Source organism: Streptomyces sp. NPDC006393 (assembly GCF_040628575.1).
Classification (GTDB): Bacteria; Actinomycetota; Actinomycetes; order Streptomycetales; family Streptomycetaceae; genus Streptomyces.
This window is the reverse complement of record NZ_JBEXZD010000072.1, coordinates 22,678-42,341: the sequence shown is the minus strand read 5'-3', so window position 1 is coordinate 42,341 and position 19,664 is coordinate 22,678. Positions and strand designations below refer to the sequence as shown.

Genomic DNA, 19,664 nt, shown 5'->3' with positions numbered 1-19,664 from the left:
AGCGGTACGTCCCCTGGGGGCGCGCCTCGGGGCCGGCGTCGGCCGCACGGAGGCTGAGGACCATGGTGAGGCCGCCGCCGGGCGTGTCCTCGGCCGCCGTACGGCGGCGACGGTCCGCGGCCCGGACGGGCCGGCGCTCCTTGCCGGACCGCTACTTCTTGGACTTCGCGGCCTTCGGCGTCAGCAGCCTGGTGCCGTTCCAGTCCTTGCCCACGCTGACGCTCTTGGTCTGCGACAGCCCCGCCGTCGTGGCGGCGTCGCCGATGTCGCTGGGCTCGACGTATCCGTCCCGGCCGGTCTTCGGCGTCAGGAGCAGGATCACCCCGCCCTCGTCGAGGAAGCCCAGGGTGTCGACCAGCGTGTCCGTCAGGTCGCCGTCCTCGTCGCGGAACCACAGCACCACGGCGTCGGCCACGTCGTCGTAGTCCTCGTCGACGAGCTCGCTGCCGATCGCTTCCTCGATGGACTCGCGGAGCTCCTGGTCGACGTCGTCGTCGAAGCCGATCTCCTGGACCACCTGCCCGGGCTGGAATCCCAGCCTGGCGGCCGGGTTAGTCCGCTCCTCCGCGTGGTCCGCGGTCGCGCTCACGGGTTGCCTCCTGATGGTGTTGCGATATGGGTCTTCAGCCACGCGCGTGCGCGAAGCATTGGCCGTAGTCCACACGGGCGGGCCGGATCGCGCAAGTACCCGGCGGTCCGGACCGCCGAAACGGTGACGTTCCCGGCTGTGTCGCCGCAACTCCTGACACCGTATCGCGATCAGCGGTGACTCACACCACACCCTTCTGCCCGCTTTTGCGTGTTTGGGAACCCCCGGTGGGCAGGAGAACCAGCAGGAGTCCTCCGGTTACCGAGCAGTAGAGATGACGTGTGGCTCACGCCAGGTACACGATGGGGAACGGTGCAGGCACAGACAGGCAAATCGACTGAAACCCAGGGAAAGACCGAAAAAACCCAGAACCGCCCCAGATATGTCAGCCCTCTGACAGGTAAGGAACAGCGTGGCTTCCGGATCCGATCGAAACCCGATCATCATTGGCGGCCTTCCGAGTCAGGTTCCTGACTTCGATCCCGAGGAGACCCAGGAGTGGCTCGACTCGCTCGACGCCGCCGTCGACGAGCGAGGCCGGGAGCGGGCCCGCTACCTCATGCTCCGGCTGATCGAACGCGCCCGTGAGCGGCGCGTGGCCGTGCCGGAGATGCGCAGCACCGACTACGTCAACACCATCCCCACCAAGAACGAGCCGTTCTTCCCGGGCAACGAGGAGATCGAGCGCAAGATCCTCAACGCGACCCGCTGGAACGCCGCGGTGATGGTCTCCCGCGCCCAGCGCCCCGGCATCGGCGTCGGCGGCCACATCGCCACCTTCGCCTCCTCCGCCTCGCTCTACGACGTCGGCTTCAACCACTTCTTCCGCGGCAAGGACGACGGCCGCGGCGGCGACCAGGTCTTCTTCCAGGGGCACGCCTCGCCGGGCATCTACGCGCGCGCGTACCTGCTGGACCGGCTCACCGAACAGCACCTGGACGGCTTCCGCCAGGAGAAGTCCAAGGCGCCCTACGGCCTGTCCAGCTATCCGCACCCGCGCTCCATGCCGGACTTCTGGGAGTTCCCGACGGTCTCCATGGGCCTCGGCCCGATCGCCGCGATCTACCAGGCCCGGATGAACCGGTACATGCACGCGCGCGGCATCGCGGACACCTCCGACTCGCACGTGTGGGCGTTCCTGGGCGACGGCGAGATGGACGAGCCGGAGTCGCTCGGCCAGCTGTCCATCGCCGCCCGTGAGGGCCTGGACAACCTGACCTTCGTGGTCAACTGCAACCTCCAGCGCCTGGACGGCCCGGTGCGCGGCAACGGCAAGATCATCCAGGAGCTGGAGTCGGTCTTCCGCGGCGCCGGCTGGAACGTGATCAAGCTGATCTGGGACCGCACCTGGGACCCGCTGCTCGCCCAGGACCGCGACGGCGTGCTGGTCAACAAGATGAACACCACCCCGGACGGCGCCTTCCAGACCTACGCCACCGAGTCCGGCGCCTACATCCGCGAGCACTTCTTCGGCGACGACCACCGGCTGCGCAAGATGGTCGAGAACATGACCGACCAGCAGATCCTGCACCTGGGCCGCGGCGGTCACGACCACCGGAAGATCTACGCGGCCTACAAGGCGGCCCTGGAGCACAAGGGCCAGCCCACGGTGATCCTGGCCAAGACGGTCAAGGGCTGGACGCTGGGCCCGAACTTCGAGGGCCGCAACGCCACGCACCAGATGAAGAAGCTCACCGTCGACGACCTCAAGCGCTTCCGGGACCGGCTGCACCTGCCGATCTCCGACCAGGAGCTGGAGTCCGGCCCGCCGCCGTACTACCACCCGGGCCGGGACACGGACGAGATCCAGTACATGCACGACCGCCGCAAGGGCTGCGGCGGCTACGTCCCGACCCGGATCGTGCGCGCCAAGCCGCTCGCCCTGCCCGACGACAAGGCGTACGCGTCCGTGAAGAAGGGCTCCGGCCAGCAGGCCATCGCCACCACCATGGCGTTCGTGCGGCTGCTGAAGGACATCATGCGGGACAAGGAACTCGGCCGGCGGTTCGTGCTGATCGCGCCGGACGAGTACCGCACGTTCGGCATGGACTCGTTCTTCCCGAGCGCGAAGATCTACAACCCGCTCGGCCAGCAGTACGAATCGGTGGACCGCGATCTGCTGCTCGCCTACAAGGAGTCGCCCACCGGGCAGATGCTGCACGACGGCATCTCCGAGGCGGGCTGCACCGCCTCGCTGATCGCCGCGGGCTCGGCCTACGCCACTCACGGCGAGCCGCTGATCCCGGTCTACGTGTTCTACTCGATGTTCGGTTTCCAGCGCACCGGCGATCAGTTCTGGCAGATGGCCGACCAGCTGGCACGCGGTTTCGTCCTGGGCGCGACCGCCGGACGTACGACCCTGACCGGTGAGGGGTTGCAGCACGCCGACGGCCACTCGCAGCTGCTGGCCTCCACGAACCCGGCGTGCGTGGCGTACGACCCGGCGTACGCGTACGAGATCGCGCACATCGTGCAGGACGGCCTGCGCCGGATGTACGGCGGGGAGGCCGAGAACCCCGGGCACCCGCACGGCGAGGACGTCTTCTACTACCTGACCGTCTACAACGAGCCGATCCGGCAGCCTGCCGAGCCCGCGAACGTGGACGTCGAGGGCATCCTGAAGGGCGTCCACCGGATCGCCCCGGGCACGGCGGGCGAGATCCCGGCGCAGGTCATGGCCTCCGGCGTGGCGGTGCCGTGGGCCCTGGAAGCGCAGAAGATCCTCGCCGAGGACTGGAACGTCAAGGCGGACGTCTGGTCGGCGACCTCCTGGAACGAGCTGCGCCGCGAGGCCGTGGCCTGCGAGGAGCACAACCTGCTGCACCCGGAGGAGGAGCAGCGGGTGCCGTGGGTGACGCGGAAGCTGAGCGGGGCCGAGGGCCCGTTCGTGGCCGTGTCCGACTGGATGCGGTCGGTGCCGGACCAGATCGCCCGCTGGGTGCCGGGTCCGTACCAGTCGCTGGGCGCCGACGGCTTCGGCTTCGCCGACACCCGTGGGGCGGCCCGGCGGTTCTTCCACATCGACGCCCAGTCGATCGTGGTGGCCGTGCTGACGGAGCTGGCCCGCCAGGGCAAGGTCGACCGGTCGGTGCTCAAGCAGGCCATCGACCGGTACCAGGTCCTCGACGTCACGGCGGCCCACCCGGGGGCGGCGGGCGGCGACGCGTAGGGCTGGAGCCGCCGCGGGGAGGGCACAGGTCCGTGCACTCCCCGCGGCGGCGCTCAGGCGGCTGCGTCTCCGTCGGGCACCACACCGGTGCCGTCCGTGTCGTCCGTGTCGTCCGTTTCATCCGTTCGGGGCACAGGCGTCACCGCCGGCCGCGGCTCCTCGCCCTTGCGCCAGGTCACGTTCACCTTGAGCGTTGCCTTGCCGCCGAGGTCGGTCAGGACGCTCACCAGATGGCCGCTCTTCGCGGCCAGCTCGATTCCGAATTCGAGCGAAACCTCGTCGGGCGCTGCGCTGCGCAGCCCTGCACGCACACTGCGAGTGACCGTCTCGAGGGTTTGCGGGAGATCCTCCAGCCGCCGCGGTACGGACGGTCCGAAGCCCGTGTCCGTGGGACCCGTCTCCTCGTCGCCCGCCCGCACCCACAGGGACGACCCGTCTGGCATGATCGCTTGAACTAGGTCGGACACCGCGCCTCCTGATACACCGTCACTCGCCGGTGAGCAGAATGCACGACTGCCCTGACAGGTGTCGATCCTCCCTCTAGGATCGCCTCCCGGACGAGCAGGGGGCGCTGTGTGAGCGATGGACGGCATGACTCGGCGACGAAGGTGTACCTCTCGGACGTCGAGATCCACCTTCAGTCACCGTTCGCCAGCGCGGAGGACTTGCGCGCCCGGGTGCTTTTCCACGTCCTCTTCTGCGACGAGTTGCTGGTCGGAGACTCCCAGTGCCTCAACACGCCCTTGTTCCGCGCCCTGGTGTCGCGTGACGAGGCCGGGGCTTCCCCCGTGCGCAGCGACCTGGGGGTCCTGCTGGACAGCGGACGCATCCGTGTCGCTCGACGCGACGACCGCACGCTGCGCGAGGTTCGCGACTCCCAGGAACTTCGTGGTGTCGACAACGTCCCGAGCGCCGAGTACGCCGAAGCGATGGATCTCAGGATTCGACGCCATCCGGTGACCTACGACCTCGACGGCGTCGCGGCGGCGTTCAAGTCGGGCGTGCTGCGGCTGCTCGGCAAGGAGCTCGCCGGGGCCGAGGGCGTCACCCGCCGGCTGCTGGAGGAGGCCCGCTCGTGGGCCGACTCCCAACAGCCCCTGTTCTACAAGTCGATCCGGGACTGGGCCGAGGACTACGGACGAGCCTCGGTCAGTGTGTCCACCGAGGTGGTCCTCGCGCTGGACACCGTCGACCGGGCCGCCGGTGAGGCGTACCGGCAGGCGCTCCCCACCGTGCTGGGAGCCGGCACTGCCGCCCCAAGGGGCACGGTGCGGCTCGCCGCCTCCGCCGGCCACCGCACCGTCGCACAGACGGTCGGCCTCCCGGCGGACATGCTGGACTCCTTCCTCCTGGGCAGACTTCCGGTGGGCGTCCTGCTGGAGGCGACCGAGCAGGCCTCCCGCGCCGTCCTGGTCCGCGAACTGGCCGTACTGAGAAGTGGGCGGGAGCCGGACCAGGCCCTGCTCCAAGAGGCCGTCAGCGAATTCGGCGCCTGGATGCACAGGGCGTTCCTGCGGGCCTACAGGACCACGGACGAACGGGCCCGGGCCGTCCTGCGGGGCGAACAGAACCTGATGCGCTTCGGCATCACTCAGAACGCGGTGACAGGGGCCCTGAGCGCGAGCCTGGAGGTGCCCCAGCCGGACGACGACGGCACCGCTTACCTTGATGTCCGGTTCCTGGAGCACGGCCTTCCGGCCGCGGACGACATCAGTGCCGCCGCATTGCAGCCGCACCGGCTGCGGCAGCGTGCCGTCGTGGGCTCATCCCTGGGGTGAGGCGGTGGCTCCGTCGGCGAGCACGAGGGCGAACGCGGCCAGCGTGACCCCGCAGGTGATGCGTCCCCCGCACAGCGATGCCAGCGCCTGGTCACGCGACAGCCAGACCGGATCGGTCACCGATTCCATCGCCTCGGGCCGCGCCACGCCGCCCCCATCGGTCACCTCCGCGGTGAAGACGTGGACTCCGGACTCGATCAGCCCGGTCTCCGCGTGCAGGATGCCCAGGGGGCGCAGCAAAGAGGGGCGGCAGTCGAAGCCGGTCTCCTCCTTCAGTTCCCGTGCCGCCGCGTCGTGCAGCGCCTCACCCGGTTCGCATCCGCCCCGGGGGAACTCCAGGGAGATACGGCCCAGCGGGTAGCGGAACGTGGGCACCAGCGCCCAGCCCCGCGGACCGGTCGGCACCACCACGACCCCGGCCTGCGACCATCGCCAGCGCAGATACCTTCCTTCCGCGCCGCTGGGCGACACGACCTCGTCGTTGTACAAGGAGCCGTAGCGGTTGTGGAACACCCGCACCTCCCTGTTCCTCCGGATGGGGAGCGGATCTGTCGGCGCGGTTCCGGGATCATTCGTCGGCATGGCTCTCCTGCAGCGCGTCGTGACCGTCCAGGCCGGACAGCATCAGCCGCCAGGATGGTCTCTCCTGGGTGGACCCGTCCATCTCCTCCTCCAACTGGAGGAGGACGCGCAGGGCCACGCGCTGATCCTGCCGATGCGCAGGAAGGTGCAGCGGCAGGGCGGCCCGGAGCTGGACCGCCTCACGCAGGACGACGTAGGCCTCGTGCAGCCGCCCGGCCCTGATCAGCCCCAGGCCCTGACGCTGCAACGTGCCTGGCAGCCGCGCCAGATGCTGTCCGGGCCGCCGCTCGGCCAGGTCTCGCGCCAGGCGTACCGCTTGGGCCCCGGTGGCCAGGGCCTCGGTGGTCAGACCCGTACGGTGGCGGCACTCGGCGAGGATCTCCAGGCAGGACAACAGGATGTCCTCCTGCCGCGGCCCCGCGCCGGCCTGCTCGCACCGGATCACGCCCTCCGAGGCGTCGCCTGCGGCTCCGTTGACCTGGCCGTCGAAAAGCCGGAGCAGGGCGAGCGTGCTCAGCACCGCGGCGGTGTCGAGCAGTCGGCGCCTGCGATGGGCCCCCGGTGCGTCCAGAAGCTGCCGGTACAGGGTCAGTGCCTCGATGCTCAGGCCGAGGGCGGTGGAGGTCCGTCCCGCGCGGTGCTGCAACGCCGCCAGGTTGTGCAGTGCCGTGGCGTGTTCCGGTGCGTGTCGCTCGGAACGCCTGAGGAGCTCACGGCTGAGCACCACCGCCCGGTCGGCCGCCTTGATCGCGTCTCCGCGATGGCCCGTTTCGTCGAGGCGCAGGCTGAACCGCACCAGGCGACGCAGTCGGAGCAGCCCCTCCTCGTCGCCGTCACCCTCCTCCGCCGGACGGAGCAGGCGTCCGAGGACGAGGGCGGCGATCCCGGACAGTCCGGAAGGATGGCTGGGCAGGAACTGCTCGGCCTGCCGCAGCAGCTCGGTGTCGCAGCTCTCCAGCGCCGGACGCATCACCTCGGCGAGCGGGTCCGCGTGCGGCATCCGGCTGCCCGTGATGATCAGCGCGGGCACCAGCAGACGCGGTCGTGTGCGCACGGCCAGCCGCAGCGAGCGGTCCAGGATCGCGTGCGCCGGGTGGTCGACGACCCGACCCACCGCGGTGCAGCCACGCGCCCGTGCCAGCGCGTCGAGTGTCGGCAACACCGCGCCGACCCGCTCGTCCGCGCTCGCATCGGGCGCATCGGCGACGTCCAGGACGGCCGCGAGGTACGCCTCGCCGCTCCTCCCCCAGCGGTCGGTCTCCCGTAGCACCCGGCGCACCAGAATCTCACCGACGCGGTCCGGCTCAAGAGGGGCCACCGCGCCACCGGGCGCGGGATAGAGCGCCCTGAGACAAGCGTGCACGGCAGACATGTCGAGGCTCGGCCGTCCGGGGAAGGCGGCCTCGTGCGTGCGGGCGAGCAGCGCCGTCAACCGGTCCGGGACGAGGCCGCGGGCCAGGGTGGGCACCAGCAGCAGCGCCTGTGTCACCACAGGGCCGACGCGGCCGTTCAGGGCCGGGCTCTCGCCGAGCTGGTCCTCCACGAAAGCGTGCCACGCCCTGGTTTCGTGCCGGCAGATGCGTACCAGCGGATCATCCCCCTCGTCCCACGTCTCCCCCTGTTTCAGGCTGAGTACAGCGTCGAGTGCGCTCGCCAGCACACCCAGCAGCGAGTCCTGCCGACGCGCCCGCCGGCCCAGCGACTGCGGCACCGGAAGCCATGAACAGTCCAGTTGCCGGGCGAATTCGGAGAATGCCTGCTCAGCCAGCGTTTCGGGATCCGCCGCTTCGATCGTGCTCGGCAGGCGCCGGGAGCTCGCCCCGGCCAGGGCCCAGTCCTCCACCTCCAGGTCCTCCAGCGCCTCGCGCAGAGCCGGCCACAGCGGGTCCTCGGACCGGGCCAGCAGCAGGACCCGCAGGGTCATACCGTTGCGTCGGCGGCGGTGGACATGACTCAGCAGTGCGCAGACATCGTCCTGCCGTGCCTGGGCGTAGTCGAAGACCACCAGGGTGGGAAAGCCCGCTGCCAGCGCGGAGCTCAGTTCTTCCAGCCAGCGGCTGCGTCCCACGGAGTCCTTGAAGGGCTCCGGTTCGGCGAATCCGGCGATCCAGCCGGACTGCCGGAGCTGTCCGCACAGCTCGGCCGCCAGGCGGGTCTTGCCCGATCCGCCCGGCGCGTGCAACAGGCGCAACAGCTGGTCGGCCGGTTCCTGGCACCATGTGTGCAGCTCGGCCAGCTCGGGACGCGGCACGAAGGGCATCGCTCCCCGAGCCAGCATCTGCGCGGGTGTCGTGCGTTGGCCACCGCTGCCGCGGCCCTCGGCGAAGAGCGTGTCCTGGAACCCCTGGCGGCCACGGGCGGTGTCGAACCACTCCGTGCCGGGACCGTGGGCCCACGCGTTGCGTTGCACCAGTCCCGGTGAGCACGACTCGACGGCAGCGACGGGGATCAGCCATCCTCCGGAAACGTCCTTCTCGTTCCGGGAGGCCTTGAGAATGCCGCACACCCGCCCGGTACGGAGGTTCAGAACCGGTCCGCCGCTGAAGCCCCTCACCACCTGATCGCCCTGGAGCCGCACGAACCGGCCGCTGCGTCCGGCCACCCGCAGATCGAGCGTGTCGGGCTGTACCCCGGGGTCCAGGGTGTGCCCGCTGAAACCGTGCACGGACACCGGCTCGGACTGGGCCGGCGCCGCCTCGTCGAGCCATACGCCCGCGAGCCCCGCGGCGGGCTCGGACAGTCGTAACTCCGCAAGATCCGGATACTCGTGGATGATGCCCGCGCCGCCGACCCGCGGCTCCATGCGGACCACCTCGGCGGCCAGACTCGAGCCCTCGGCCTCGACCGACAGTGGTACCCCTTCGCATCCGGAGACCACGTGGGCACAGGTGAGGACGGTGTCAGGGGAGACGAGAAAGCCGGTGCCCCGGAAGTTCGAGGCCGCCAGGATCCGGACCACATGCCGTTCTGTCATGGTCTGCAGTGCTTGCAGAGTGCCCACGCCCAGTCGTTCAGACCCCTCCAACGCCGCCCCCTCACACCGACGAACGGATGTCCCGCGAGGGGCCAGTATCGCGCGCCGCCGACGCCGAACCGACGCCCGAGCCAGGCTCGCCCGCCGGACCTACGATGCGGGCATGGACGATCTGTCGGCACAGGCCCGTTGGGAACGGCGTACGCAGCGGCCCCTGCTGGTGCTCGCGCTGGCGTTCGCCGCGGCCTACGCCGTGCCGATCGTGCACAGCTCCGCGAGCCGGCCGGTGACGCTGGCCTGCACCGTGGTGGAGTGGGTGGTCTGGGGCGCGTTCGCCGCCGACTACCTGATGCGGCTCGGGCTCGCCCGGCGGCGCGGGGAGTTCGTCCGCGGGCACTGGCTGGACCTGTGCGCGGTGGTGCTGCCGATCCTCCAGCCGCTGCGGCTGCTGCGGCTGGTGTCCACGCTCATGCTGGTGGGGCGGCGGGCGCGGATGGCCGAGCAGATCCGGCTGACGACGTACGTCGCCGGGGCCGTGGTGGGACTGCTGATGTTCGGGTCCCTGGCGGTGCTGTCGGTGGAGCGGGACTCGCCGAACGGGAACATCAAGACGCTGGGTGACGCGGTGTGGTGGTCGTTCACGACGATGACGACCGTCGGCTACGGCGATCACGCGCCGACCACCGGCCTGGGACGGATGCTGGCCGTCGGCCTGATGCTGGCCGGGATCGCCCTGCTGGGTGTGGTGACCGCGAACATCGCGGCCTGGTTCATCGCCCGCTTCGAGCGCGACGACGTCGTCGAACGCCGGCAGACGCAGGCCATCGAGGAACTGGCCGAGGAGGTGCGCAGGCTCCGGGCCGAGGTGCGGGCCCTGAACACGGAGGAGGGCCCCCGGCCCTCGGCCGGAGGCCCCGCTCGCGTCCGCCCGGAATCAGAACCGGGATCAGAACATGCCGTTGCCCCAAGTGGCCGCTCCCGCCAGCGAGATGACGGCGACGAGCGTGTCGATGGCGCCCAGTACGAGGGCGACCAGGGCCGGGACCGAGCGGTCGGCGCCCGCCCAGCTGCGGCCCATCGCCAGCCAGCCGCAGACGACCGCCACCGGGCCGAGGACGATGCCCAGCACGAAGAATCCGGCGATCGCGCAGACGGCTCCGATGATCCCGAGCGTCGCGCTGTCCGGCCCGTTCCGTGACCACGTCCGACCACGTGAACGGGGGTGTGCGCGCGTTCCGTGTCCGAAGCCCGTCATCATCAACTCCTCGAACCCCGCGTCTGGTTGGGGTTCTGTCGGGGTTCATGTATGCGGGTACCCCGGTTCCGGAGCTCATGCCTCGCACCCCATGACGGATGACCGGACCGCGTCCGCTGCCTGCGCGCTGCCCCCCTCCAGCAGCGCGCCGCAGACGGTCGTCCTCCGTCCCCTGCGCAGGACGTGACCCACTGTGACCTGCCGCGCGCTCCGGGGGCGAGCCGTCCCGGGCAGCGTCACCCTGATGGGCGAACCCGGGCCGGCGGAACCGGAAGTCCGCCGGCCGGGTGCGTCAGATGTGGCCGACGCCCGCGCCCGCCTCCGCGTTCTGCCCGCGCTTGGTGAGCAGCGCGACCAGGACGGCCACGGCCGCGACACCGGCGGCGACGAGAGAGGCCAGGCTCATGCCGGAGATGAACGTGTCGTGCGCGACGGAGGTGATCTTCGCGGCGACCGCCTCCGGCACACCCTTCGGCACCGGTGCCACGCCGACCTGGACGGCCTCGGAGGCCTGGTCCGCCTGGGCGGCCGTGAGCGGCGGGAGACCCGCGTCCTTCCAGTTGCCCGCCAGGTCGTTGTCGACCTTGGAGGCCATCACGGCGCCCAGCACGGCCGTGCCGAGGCTGCCGCCGATCTGCATGGCGGCCTGCTGGAGACCGCCGGCCACGCCGGACAGCTCCATCGGCGCGTTGCCGACGATGACCTCGGTCGCGCCGACCATGACCGGGGCCAGGCCGAGGCCGAGCAGGGCGAACCAGAGCGACATCGTGGCGCTGCCGGTGTCCGTCTCCAGGGTGGACATGCCGTACATGGCGACGGCGGTGGCGAGCATGCCGCCGGCCAGCGGGATCCGCGGGCCGAGCTTGGTGATCAGCGCGCCCGCGAGCGGCGAGCCGACGATCATCATGCCGGTGAGCGGCAGCAGGTGCAGACCGGCGTCGATCGGGCTCATCCCGTGGACGTTCTGGAGGTAGAAGGTGACGAAGAACAGGCCGCCCATGAACGCGATGGCCATCAGGACCATCAGGACGACGCCCGCGGACAGCGCGACGGAGCGGAACATCCCGAGCGGGATCAGCGGCTCCTTCACCTTCGTCTCCCAGAAGGCGAAGAGGGCGAAGCCGAGCACGGACGCGGCGATGAACGTCCACGTCCGGCCGTCGCCCCAGCCCCAGCTCGGCGCCTTGATCAGGGCCCAGACCAGGCAGAACATCGCCCCGGAGAGCAGCACGATGCCGGGGATGTCGAAGGAGCGCGGCGCGTTCTCGGCGCGGTGGTCGAGCAGGATGATCAGCCCGAGGATCAGGGCCAGGGCGCCGACGGGCACGTTGATGAAGAACACCGACTGCCAGTTGACGTGCTCGACGAGGACGCCGCCGAGGATCGGTCCGCCGGCGGTGGAGGCGCCGATGACCATGCCCCAGATGCCGATGGCCATGTTGAGCTTCTCGGCCGGGAAGGTGGCCCGCAGCAGCCCCAGCGCGGCCGGCATCAGCAGCGCGCCGAACAGGCCCTGGAAGACGCGGAAGGTCACGACCATCGCGATGCTGTTCGACAGGCCGATGGCCCCGGACGCGGCGGCGAAGCCGGTCACGCCGATCAGGAAGGTCTGCCGGTGCCCGAAGCGGTCACCGAGCTTGCCCGCGGTGATCAGGCAGACCGCGAGAGCCAGGAAGTAGCCGTTGGTGATCCATTGCACATCGGCGAAGCTGGCGTGCAGGTCCTTCTGGATGGCCGGGTTGGCGATGGCCACGATGGTGCCGTCGAGGGCCACCATCATGACGCCCACGGCGACGGTGATCAGGGTGAACCACGGGTGCCCCCGCAGACCCTGTGGCGGCGCGGGGTCCGACGGGGCTGACGCCTTGTCCCCCGGCCCTGTCGATTCGATGGTCTGACTAGTCATACATTCGAGGCTAATGTCAGCCACTGACAAAAGACAAACGGATTCACAAGTCGGTAACTGACATGTCGCACCCCTATAGTCTGAACAGGGGAAACAGTTCACCGGGAGGGCCGGAGACGTTGATGGAGACGGTGGGGGCCGCCGAGGCGGCGCCACGCCCGGGGCTGCGCGAACGCAAGAAGCAGCGCACCCGGGACGCACTGCTGCGGGCCGCGCTGGAGCTGTTCACCACCCGCGGGTACGAGCAGACGACGGTCGACGACGTCGCCGAGGCCGTGGACGTCTCGCAGCGCACCTTCTTCCGCTACTTCCCCGGCAAGGAGGAGGCCGCCTTCGCCGTGCAGGACATGGTGGAGGAGCAGTTCCTCGACTCCGTGCGCGCCCGCCCGCCCCACGAGGCCCCGCTGGAGGCGCTGCGCCGGGCGGTGCTGGACAACTGGGACAGGATCGGCGAGGCCATCATGAGCGCCGTCCCCCTCGAACTGCACCTGCGCATGTTCCAGGCGATCGAGTCGACGCCCGCCCTGCTCGCCGCGCATCTGCGCCGCTCGGTCGAGACCGAGGAGCAGCTGGCGCGCCTGCTCGCCGCGCGCGAGGGCCTCGACGTGGACACCGACCCTCGTCCGCGTCTGCTGGCGGCCGCGTTCGGCGGGGTGATGCGGGTGACGGGGCGTCAGTGGAGCACGAGCGAGGACCTCAGCCTGGAGGGGATCCGGGCGCTCACGGCCGCGTACCTCGACCAGATGGGACCGGCCCTGACCGGGAACTGGCGGGCCACCGGGCCCGCCCGCAGCGCCGGTTGAGCGGCGGCAGCCCACCGGGGCGGCGCGGGGACGCCCCAGGTCCGACCACAGGGCCGGCCACAGGTCCGACCACACGGCCGGCCACAGGTCCGATCACAGGGCCGGCACGGAGGTGTACGCGGCCGACGAACTGCCGTACGAACAGCCGATCTTGAACACGTGTACGGAAGACGGAGGGACTGAGACCCCCGTCACGCCCCTCAAAACGTGATCCCCGTCACTCGGTTAACGCGAGACCGGCTCGTTCTCCTAGTGTGTCCTCCCAGTGACTTCCTTCGACACCTCCCCGCAGCTCAACGTCTGGCGCGCGCTGCTCGCACTGGCCGTGGTCTTCGTGATGCTGGCGACCACCGGCTGGACCGCCGTGCGCGGCCACCGCGGGTCCACCGCCCTCCAGGCGTCCCTGTCCGCGTGGGAGCACGGACGGCTGCACGGGCACCGGCTGCCGGACCCCGACGCGGCCCCCGCCCTGCTGACGCGTTTCTTCGCCTCGCTCGGCGCCCAGGACCGCGCCCGGCTCGCCCACCGCTACCCGCTGGCGGTCGGCAACATGAACGGCGCTCCCGTCCGGCTGCGTTACCAGGCCAACCGCATCGCGCTCGGCCAGGCACGCAAGGTCGAACTCAAACGCATGCACGACAGCCGGCTCACCCCGGTCGGGCAGCAGGACGCCGGTCGCCGTATGCACCGCTTCACGGCGCTGATGGCCAAGGACCGCCAGATCCTCGCCTTCGACCCCGAGGGCTCCGGACGGGTCGCGGAGGTCTTCGGCAGCCTGCCGAAAGCGGAGCGGGTCTCGGTCGTCGTCCCCGGTGTGGACACCGACCTGTTCACCTTCCGCAAGACCTACCGTCCGTACTCGGCGCCGTACGGCATGGCCAAGTCGCTCTACACGGCGGAGCGCACGGCGTCCCCCGGCACGCGTACGGCCGTGATCGCCTGGGCCGACTACACCGCGCCCAGCGGGCTCGGCGTGGACGCGGCCACCGCGATGCGCGCCGAGGACGGCGCCCAGCGGCTGAACAAGATGCTCGGCGGGCTGCCCGGCCGCGCGCCCGTGGCCCTGTTCTGCCACAGCTACGGCTCGGTGGTCTGCGGGCTGGCGGCGCGCGAACTGCCGGGCCGGGTGACCGACATAGCGGTCGCCGCGAGCCCCGGCATGCGGGTGCGGAAGGCCTCCCACCTGCACACCGACGCGCATGTGTGGGCGATGCGGGACGCCACCGACTGGATCCGGGACGTGCCGTACATGGAGCTCGGGGGTCTCGGCCACGGGGCCGACCCGGTCTCCGACGCGTTCGGGGCGCGGGTGCTGTCGGCCCAGGAGGCCAAGGGCCACGCCGGCTACTTCGAGCCGGGCACGGACAGCCTGACCAACTTCGCCGAGATCGGCGTCGGCTCGTACCAGTCGGTGCGGTGCGCCCATGACAACGACGGATGCCGGGCGGGTTTGTCCGCCACGACGACGGCCGGACGCGCGTAGAGACAGCAGGAAGTGCGGTCTGCGCGAGGAGGGACGCGGAAGCTCGTGCCGCCTACGATGAGCCGCATGGGTGACGTACTGACCGGATTTCACGCTGCCTGGGAGTTCGAGTCCGATTCCGTGCTCATCCGCTACGAACGGGGGATACGGACACCGAAGCTCTTCCAGGCACTCGGCGAGCGCCGGGTGCCCCTGGCCGCGCTCGCGGGGGTCACGCTCGCTCCGGGCCGGCGCGGGACCGTGGTCCTGCGGGCCGAGCCCCGTCCGGGCGCCGATCCGCTGATGGACGCGGCCGACGGACAGCTCAAGGAGGGCTGCGACCCCTATCGGCTGGTGCTGCCCGCCGAACGGGAGACCCTCGCCGGGTACTACGCCGACGAACTGCGCACCCGGATCACCGAGACCGGCCCCGCCGACCGCCATCTGGTGGCCCCGCCCGGGGCGCCGCTGCACTTCAAGGCCTACGACGGCAAGGCGTCCTTCGACGGCACGGCGGTGCGGTTCCGGTGGTCGTGGACCGGGGCGTCCTCGGCGAAGTGGAAGGCCGGCGACCAGAGCTTCCCGGTCGGCGAACTGGGCGGGGTGGAGTGGCGCTCGCCGGAGGTCTTCGACGGGCACCTGCGGCTGCTGCGACGGACCACTGGCACCACGCAGGGCACCGCCGGGCACACCGCGCGGCAGGCCCAGCGACCGCAGCCGGACCAGGACCCGGCCACGGTCGTGTTCGGTCTCGGCTACGGGCCGGTGCACGAGTCGCTCCCGTTCGCCGCGGCCGTACTGGCGGCGGTGCGCGCGGCGGGCCCGGCGGCCCCGGTGCCGGTACCGGCCCCGCGCAGCGACCCCGCCGACATCGCCGACCGCATCCGCCACCTCGGCGAACTCCACCAGGCAGGCCTGGTGACGGACGAGGAGTTCACCGTGAAGAAGGCGCAACTCCTGGCGGAGCTGTAGGGAGCGCCGAGGGGGGCGGCGGCGTGGTCCGCCTACTCCCGTCCGCCCGAGGCGAACGACATGTCGGCGTACCGCGTGCCGGCCACCTGCCCGGCGATCGGCTCCAGCAGCGCCAGCTCCTCCCCCGTCAGGACGATCCCCGTCGCCACCGCGTTCTCCTCCACCCGGCCCGGCTTGCGCGTGCCCGGGATCGGCACGACCGGCAGGCCGTGGACGGACGCCCGCTGCTGCACCCACGCCAGCGCGACCTGCGCGAGCGAGACGTCGTGCGCCTTGGCGACGGTACGGACCGGCTCCAGCAGCGCCGCGTTCGCCGTGGCGTTCTCCCCCTGGAAGCGCGGCATCGTCCGGCGGAAGTCGTCCTCGGTCAGCTCCTTCTCGGCCTGGACGAAGCCGCCCGTGAGGAAGCCCCGCCCGAGCGGCGAGTAGGGCACCAGCGCCACGCCCAGCTCACGCGTGGCCGGCACCACGTTCGCCTCGATGTCCCGGCTGAACAGCGACCACTCCGACTGCACGGCGGCGATCGGGTGCACGGCCTGCGCGGCCCGCAGCTCGTCGGCGGTGACCTCGCTCAGCCCCAGGTGCTTGACCTTGCCCTCGCGCACCAGCTCGGCCATCGTGCCGACGGTCTCCTCGATGGGGACGTGCACGTCCCGCCGGTGCATGTAGTACAGGTCGATCACGTCGACGCCCAGGCGCTGAAGGCTCGCCTCGACGGCCTGCCGGATGTAGGGCGGGTCGTTGCGGATGATCCGCCTGGCCGGGTCGTCCGGCGGGATCGACAGGGCGAACTTCGTGGCGATCACGACCTCGTCCCGGTGCGCCCGGAAGAAGGGCGAGAGGAAGCGCTCGTTGTCCCCCGCGCCGTAGGCGTCCGCCGTGTCGTAGAGCGTCACGCCCAGTTCCAGGGCCCGCTCCAGCGTGGCGCGGGACGCCTCGGTGTCCGTGGGGCCGTAGGCGAAGCTCATGCCCATGCAGCCCAGGCCCTGGACGCCCACCTCCGGTCCGCCCTCGCCGAGCCGTACCGTCGGGATCCTGCTGTCGGTCATCGCGTGCCGTTCCTCTCGGTCTCGTAGCGGCATCCGGCCTGCGCGTAGAAGCCGATCTTGCGGTCCAGGACCGCGAGCGTGTCGCGGAGCTCGGCGATGCGGGCGAGGACGTCCCGGCGGGTCGCCTCCAGCAGCTCGTACCGCTCGCCGTACGTGCTCTCGCCCGCGCGCACCAGTTCCGCGTACCGGACCATGTCGGCGACCGGCATGCCGGTCAGCCGGAGCTTGCCGACGAGGTCGAGCCAGTCCAGGTCGCGGTTGGTGTAGCGGCGCTGGCCGGTGTGCGAGCGGTCGACGTGGGCCATCAGGCCGATGCGCTCGTACCAGCGGAGCGTGTGGGCCGTGAGCCCGGTGAACGCGACGACCTCGCTGATCGTGTACCGGTCCTGCCCGTCGGGACGCGGGTGGCGCGGGGGCGGGGCGGAGCAGATGTCGGTGCGGGTGGGAGCCTGCGGGGTTTCCTCGGTGGCCACGGCCGTGGTCTGCATCACCGTCATGCCCTCCACGCTATGACGTTGGAGTGCACTCCAAGCAAGCCGGACCGGACACGGCGGCCGAAAAGCGCAGGACACGGCGCGGGCCCGGTGGCTAGCGTGCGGGGCATGAGTCTCGTACGACGTGCCGAGCCGGCCGACGCGGAGGAAGTGCTGCGCCTGCGCCAGGTCATGATCGACTCGCTGTTCCAGGCCGACCGGTCCACCGACTGGCACGCGGAGTCCCTGCCCACCCTGCGCGCGAAGCTCGCCGATCCGGACGGGACCTTCGCCGCCTTCGTCGTCGACCACCCCGAGCGGCCGGGAGCGCTGGCCGCGCTCGTGGCGGGCACGATCGACTACCGGATCGGACGGGCGGGCAACCCGCTCGGCGCGGTCGGCTACGTCTTCAGCGTCGCCACGGACCCGGACGCCCGCCGCCGCGGGTACGCGCGCGCGTGCATGGACACGCTCCTGAAGTGGTTCCGCGAGCGCGGCGCCGACCGGGTGCAGCTCACCACGTCCGCCGAGGGCGCCCCGCTGTACACCTCGCTCGGCTTCCGGCCGAAGCCCGACCCGCTGCTGGAGCTGTGGCTGTGAGCGCTTAGGCTCGACGCATGTCGTTGCACAGCCTGGCGTCGATCGAGAACTGGCCGGTTCCCACCGCCGCGGCGGGCGTGGTCCGCGCGGACGGCACGGTCGTGGGCACCCACGGCCCGGCCGACCGGCGTTTCCCGCTGGCCTCGGTGACCAAGCCCCTGGCGGCCTACGCGGTGCTGGTGGCGTACGAGGAAGGCGCGGTCGAACTGGACGAGCCGGCCGGCCCGCCCGGCGCGACCGTCCGCCACCTGCTCGCCCACACCTCCGGCCTGGCCTTCGACGAACACCGGGTGACGGCCCCGCCCGGGGAGCGCCGCCTGTACTCGAACGCCGGCTTCGAACAGCTGGGCGACCATGTCTCGAAGGCCACGGACATCCCGTTCTCCGACTATCTGCGCCAGGCGGTCCTGGAGCCGCTGGGCATGACGCGGACGACCCTGGACGGCTCCCCGGCGAAGGACGGCGTCTCCACGGTCGAGGACCTCCTCCGCTTCGCCGCCGAACTCCAGGCCCCGCGCCTGCTCGACCCGCGCACGGTCGCCGAGGCGATGACGGTCCAGTACCCGGGCAGGAAGGGCGTCCTGCCGGGCTACGGCCACCAGAACCCCAACGACTGGGGCCTGGGATTCGAGATCCGCGGCTCCAAGTCCCCCCACTGGACGGGTACTTCGTCTTCCCCTCGAACTTTCGGGCATTTCGGACAGTCGGGTACGTTCCTCTGGATCGACCCGGACGCGGGGCTGGCCTGCGCGGCCCTGACGGACCGGGCCTTCGGCCCGTGGGCGATCGAGGCGTGGCCGCCGTTCACGGACGGGGTGCTGGCGGAGCTCCGCTGACACCACCGAAGGTCCCCCGAGCGGCCTTCGCGCGGCGGATCGCGCGGATCAATCCGCGTCGAGGCCGTCGACCAGCCGGTTGAGAAAGCGGGTGAAGGTGGCCTCGGGGGTGAGAGGGCGTCCGGGCGAGGCGAGGGTGTGGCCGTCGGCGGCGACGGCGGCGAGGTAGCGGGCTTCTGCGGCACCGCGGTCGGCGGACCGGGCGGCCACGGCCTGGGCGATCTCATGGCTGACGTGCCCGGCGTCGAAGGCGGTGAGCTGGGCAAACCGACTACACCACCCCTGCCGTCAGCTACGTCGACGCCGAATCCACCGTCGCCGTCCCGGACCCGGCCGGCACAACAGACCCGCCCCCTTCGACCTGACCACGCTGGGGCCCCGGACAGCTGGCGCGCACTCCTCAGGCACCGCCGGCGGGCCGGGCAGGGTCTCCCTGTCCGGCCCCGCCCATCTCCCACATCAGCAGTTCCGCTCCCGTCACATCCACCGCCTCCAGTTCTCCGCCCGCGTCCGTGATCCGGGCGGCGTCGCCCGGTCCCAACCGCTCACCGGCCAGCAGCACTTCGCCCCGGACCACATGGACGTACGCGTACGCCGCCTCCGGTACCGCCGTGCGCTCGCCCGCCGCCAGGCGTCGTACGTGGAGCATGGCGGCGGCTTCCGGGACGGCGTACGGGGTGGAGTCGGCGATGCCGTGGACGATCTCGTAGAAGGGGTCGCCGCCGGGTTCGAGGGGGGCCAGCCACATCTGGACGAAGGTCAGGGGGACGGTTCCGTCGTTGCGTTCGACGTGGCGGACGCCGGCCGCCGCGCTCAGGCGCTGGACGTCGCCGGGGCGGATCAGCGTCTCGTGGCCCGTGGAGTCGCGGTGGGTCAGTTCGCCGGTCACCACCCAGGTGACGATCTCCGTGTGGCTGTGCGGGTGCTCGTCGAAGCCGGCGCCGGGGGCCAGGTGCTCCTCGTTGCAGGCGATCAGGGCGCCGAAGCGGAGGTTGTCCGGGTCGTAGTGGGGGCCGAAGGAGAAGGAGTGGCGGGTGGTGATGCCCGCCGCCGGGTCGCCGCCCTGGTAGCGCTCTGCCGCGCGCCGTACGTCCGTCGTCACGGGGACCACCGTAGACCCGCTCGTGAAACCGGCCCTCGCCACCGTTCCTCAAACCCGGTCGCGGGGGCACCCGCAGTCCTACATCCGACCCGGCGGCACGCACTGACGTCCGGA

General features: G+C 71.2%; 16 protein-coding genes and 2 pseudogenes. 8 read left to right on the top strand and 10 right to left on the bottom strand.

Features of this window, described 5'->3' with window-relative positions; all coding sequences use genetic code 11:
- Positions 1–151: 151 nt before the first annotated feature.
- The gene (locus ABZ484_RS25905; protein ID WP_030169728.1) at positions 152–589 is read right to left on the bottom strand and encodes a DUF3052 domain-containing protein; all 438 of its coding nucleotides are present in this window, start codon (positions 587–589) and stop codon (positions 152–154) included.
- A gap of 412 nt (positions 590–1,001) precedes the next feature.
- Here ABZ484_RS25905 and aceE point away from each other — a divergent pair, with 412 nt between their 5' ends.
- The gene (gene aceE / locus ABZ484_RS25900) at positions 1,002–3,758 is read left to right on the top strand and encodes a pyruvate dehydrogenase (acetyl-transferring), homodimeric type (RefSeq protein ID WP_358868316.1); all 2,757 of its coding nucleotides are present in this window, start codon (positions 1,002–1,004) and stop codon (positions 3,756–3,758) included.
- Between the two features lie 53 nt (positions 3,759–3,811).
- On the opposite strand, the gene ABZ484_RS25895 is transcribed toward aceE, so the two are convergent.
- Positions 3,812–4,225 (bottom strand): CU044_2847 family protein, encoded by a 414-nt coding sequence (locus ABZ484_RS25895; protein ID WP_358868315.1) that lies wholly within the window; start codon positions 4,223–4,225, stop codon positions 3,812–3,814.
- A 108-nt stretch (positions 4,226–4,333) separates the two neighbouring features.
- Between ABZ484_RS25895 and ABZ484_RS25890 the strand changes: the two genes are divergently transcribed.
- Complete coding sequence (locus tag ABZ484_RS25890; protein ID WP_358868314.1) at positions 4,334–5,536, top strand: hypothetical protein; 1,203 nt, start codon at positions 4,334–4,336, stop codon at positions 5,534–5,536.
- On the opposite strand, the gene ABZ484_RS25885 is transcribed toward ABZ484_RS25890, so the two are convergent.
- A complete protein-coding gene (locus ABZ484_RS25885; protein WP_358868313.1) occupies positions 5,522–6,055 on the bottom strand; it encodes an NUDIX hydrolase in 534 nt (177 codons plus the stop codon). The genes ABZ484_RS25890 and ABZ484_RS25885 overlap by 15 nt on opposite strands.
- 49 nt (positions 6,056–6,104) lie before the next feature.
- Positions 6,105–9,092, bottom strand: a complete 2,988-nt coding sequence (locus ABZ484_RS25880) for a serine protease (RefSeq protein ID WP_358868312.1) — start codon at positions 9,090–9,092, stop codon at positions 6,105–6,107.
- 163 nt (positions 9,093–9,255) lie between these two features.
- Here ABZ484_RS25880 and ABZ484_RS25875 point away from each other — a divergent pair.
- Positions 9,256–9,969 (top strand): annotated as a pseudogene (locus tag ABZ484_RS25875) (potassium channel family protein); the annotation flags it as partial.
- Positions 9,970–10,038: 69 nt separating this feature from the next.
- On the opposite strand, the gene ABZ484_RS25870 reads toward ABZ484_RS25875, so the two are convergent.
- Together ABZ484_RS25870 and ABZ484_RS25865 are read right to left on the bottom strand one after the other, a co-directional pair.
- Positions 10,039–10,350 (bottom strand): small hydrophobic protein, encoded by a 312-nt coding sequence (locus ABZ484_RS25870; RefSeq protein WP_358868311.1) that lies wholly within the window; start codon positions 10,348–10,350, stop codon positions 10,039–10,041.
- 289 nt (positions 10,351–10,639) lie between these two features.
- Complete coding sequence (locus ABZ484_RS25865; RefSeq protein WP_358868310.1) at positions 10,640–12,253, bottom strand: MFS transporter; 1,614 nt, start codon at positions 12,251–12,253, stop codon at positions 10,640–10,642.
- Positions 12,254–12,375: 122 nt separating this feature from the next.
- Between ABZ484_RS25865 and ABZ484_RS25860 the strand changes: the two genes are divergently transcribed.
- From ABZ484_RS25860 to ABZ484_RS25850, 3 genes are all read left to right on the top strand, one after another.
- Positions 12,376–13,056: a TetR family transcriptional regulator gene (locus ABZ484_RS25860; protein ID WP_358868309.1), complete on the top strand. Its 681-nt coding sequence runs from the start codon at positions 12,376–12,378 to the stop codon at positions 13,054–13,056.
- Between the two features lie 265 nt (positions 13,057–13,321).
- Positions 13,322–14,539, top strand: a complete 1,218-nt coding sequence (locus tag ABZ484_RS25855) for an alpha/beta hydrolase (RefSeq protein ID WP_358868308.1) — start codon at positions 13,322–13,324, stop codon at positions 14,537–14,539.
- A gap of 66 nt (positions 14,540–14,605) precedes the next feature.
- A complete protein-coding gene (locus tag ABZ484_RS25850) occupies positions 14,606–15,490 on the top strand; it encodes a DUF4429 domain-containing protein (RefSeq protein WP_358868307.1) in 885 nt (294 codons plus the stop codon).
- Between the two features lie 32 nt (positions 15,491–15,522).
- Here ABZ484_RS25850 and ABZ484_RS25845 read toward each other — a convergent pair whose 3' ends face one another.
- Complete coding sequence (locus ABZ484_RS25845; protein WP_358868306.1) at positions 15,523–16,539, bottom strand: aldo/keto reductase; 1,017 nt, start codon at positions 16,537–16,539, stop codon at positions 15,523–15,525.
- On the bottom strand, positions 16,536–17,036 hold the full coding sequence (locus ABZ484_RS25840) for a MerR family transcriptional regulator (RefSeq protein WP_358868305.1): 501 nt from the start codon (positions 17,034–17,036) through the stop codon (positions 16,536–16,538). Before ABZ484_RS25840 ends, ABZ484_RS25845 begins: the two co-directional genes overlap by 4 nt.
- Before the next feature lie 105 nt (positions 17,037–17,141).
- On the opposite strand from ABZ484_RS25840, the gene ABZ484_RS25835 reads away from it, so the two are divergent.
- Both ABZ484_RS25835 and ABZ484_RS25830 read left to right on the top strand, forming a co-directional pair.
- Positions 17,142–17,612, top strand: coding sequence for a GNAT family N-acetyltransferase (locus tag ABZ484_RS25835; RefSeq protein ID WP_358868304.1), 471 nt, complete (start codon positions 17,142–17,144; stop codon positions 17,610–17,612).
- 17 nt (positions 17,613–17,629) lie between these two features.
- Entirely contained in the window at positions 17,630–18,448 is an 819-nt protein-coding gene (locus ABZ484_RS25830; RefSeq protein ID WP_358868303.1) for a serine hydrolase domain-containing protein, read from the top strand.
- Positions 18,449–18,496: 48 nt separating this feature from the next.
- Here the strand turns inward: ABZ484_RS25830 and ABZ484_RS25825 are convergent.
- Both ABZ484_RS25825 and ABZ484_RS25820 read right to left on the bottom strand, forming a co-directional pair.
- Positions 18,497–18,715, bottom strand: a pseudogene (locus tag ABZ484_RS25825) (TetR/AcrR family transcriptional regulator); the annotation flags it as partial.
- 133 nt (positions 18,716–18,848) lie between these two features.
- Positions 18,849–19,550, bottom strand: a complete 702-nt coding sequence (locus ABZ484_RS25820) for a pirin family protein (RefSeq protein ID WP_358868302.1) — start codon at positions 19,548–19,550, stop codon at positions 18,849–18,851.
- Between the last annotated feature and the right edge of the window lie 114 nt (positions 19,551–19,664).

Coding starts and splice junctions, on each gene's coding strand:
- ABZ484_RS25845 (WP_358868306.1), bottom strand. CDS start 16,539: ATGACCGACAGCAGGATCCCGACGGTACGGCTCGGCGAGGGCGGACCG.
- ABZ484_RS25830 (WP_358868303.1), top strand. CDS start 17,630: ATGTCGTTGCACAGCCTGGCGTCGATCGAGAACTGGCCGGTTCCCACC.
- ABZ484_RS25865 (WP_358868310.1), bottom strand. CDS start 12,253: ATGACTAGTCAGACCATCGAATCGACAGGGCCGGGGGACAAGGCGTCA.
- ABZ484_RS25835 (WP_358868304.1), top strand. CDS start 17,142: ATGAGTCTCGTACGACGTGCCGAGCCGGCCGACGCGGAGGAAGTGCTG.
- ABZ484_RS25870 (WP_358868311.1), bottom strand. CDS start 10,350: ATGATGACGGGCTTCGGACACGGAACGCGCGCACACCCCCGTTCACGT.
- ABZ484_RS25860 (WP_358868309.1), top strand. CDS start 12,376: ATGGAGACGGTGGGGGCCGCCGAGGCGGCGCCACGCCCGGGGCTGCGC.
- ABZ484_RS25840 (WP_358868305.1), bottom strand. CDS start 17,036: ATGACGGTGATGCAGACCACGGCCGTGGCCACCGAGGAAACCCCGCAG.
- ABZ484_RS25880 (WP_358868312.1), bottom strand. CDS start 9,092: ATGACAGAACGGCATGTGGTCCGGATCCTGGCGGCCTCGAACTTCCGG.
- ABZ484_RS25850 (WP_358868307.1), top strand. CDS start 14,606: ATGGGTGACGTACTGACCGGATTTCACGCTGCCTGGGAGTTCGAGTCC.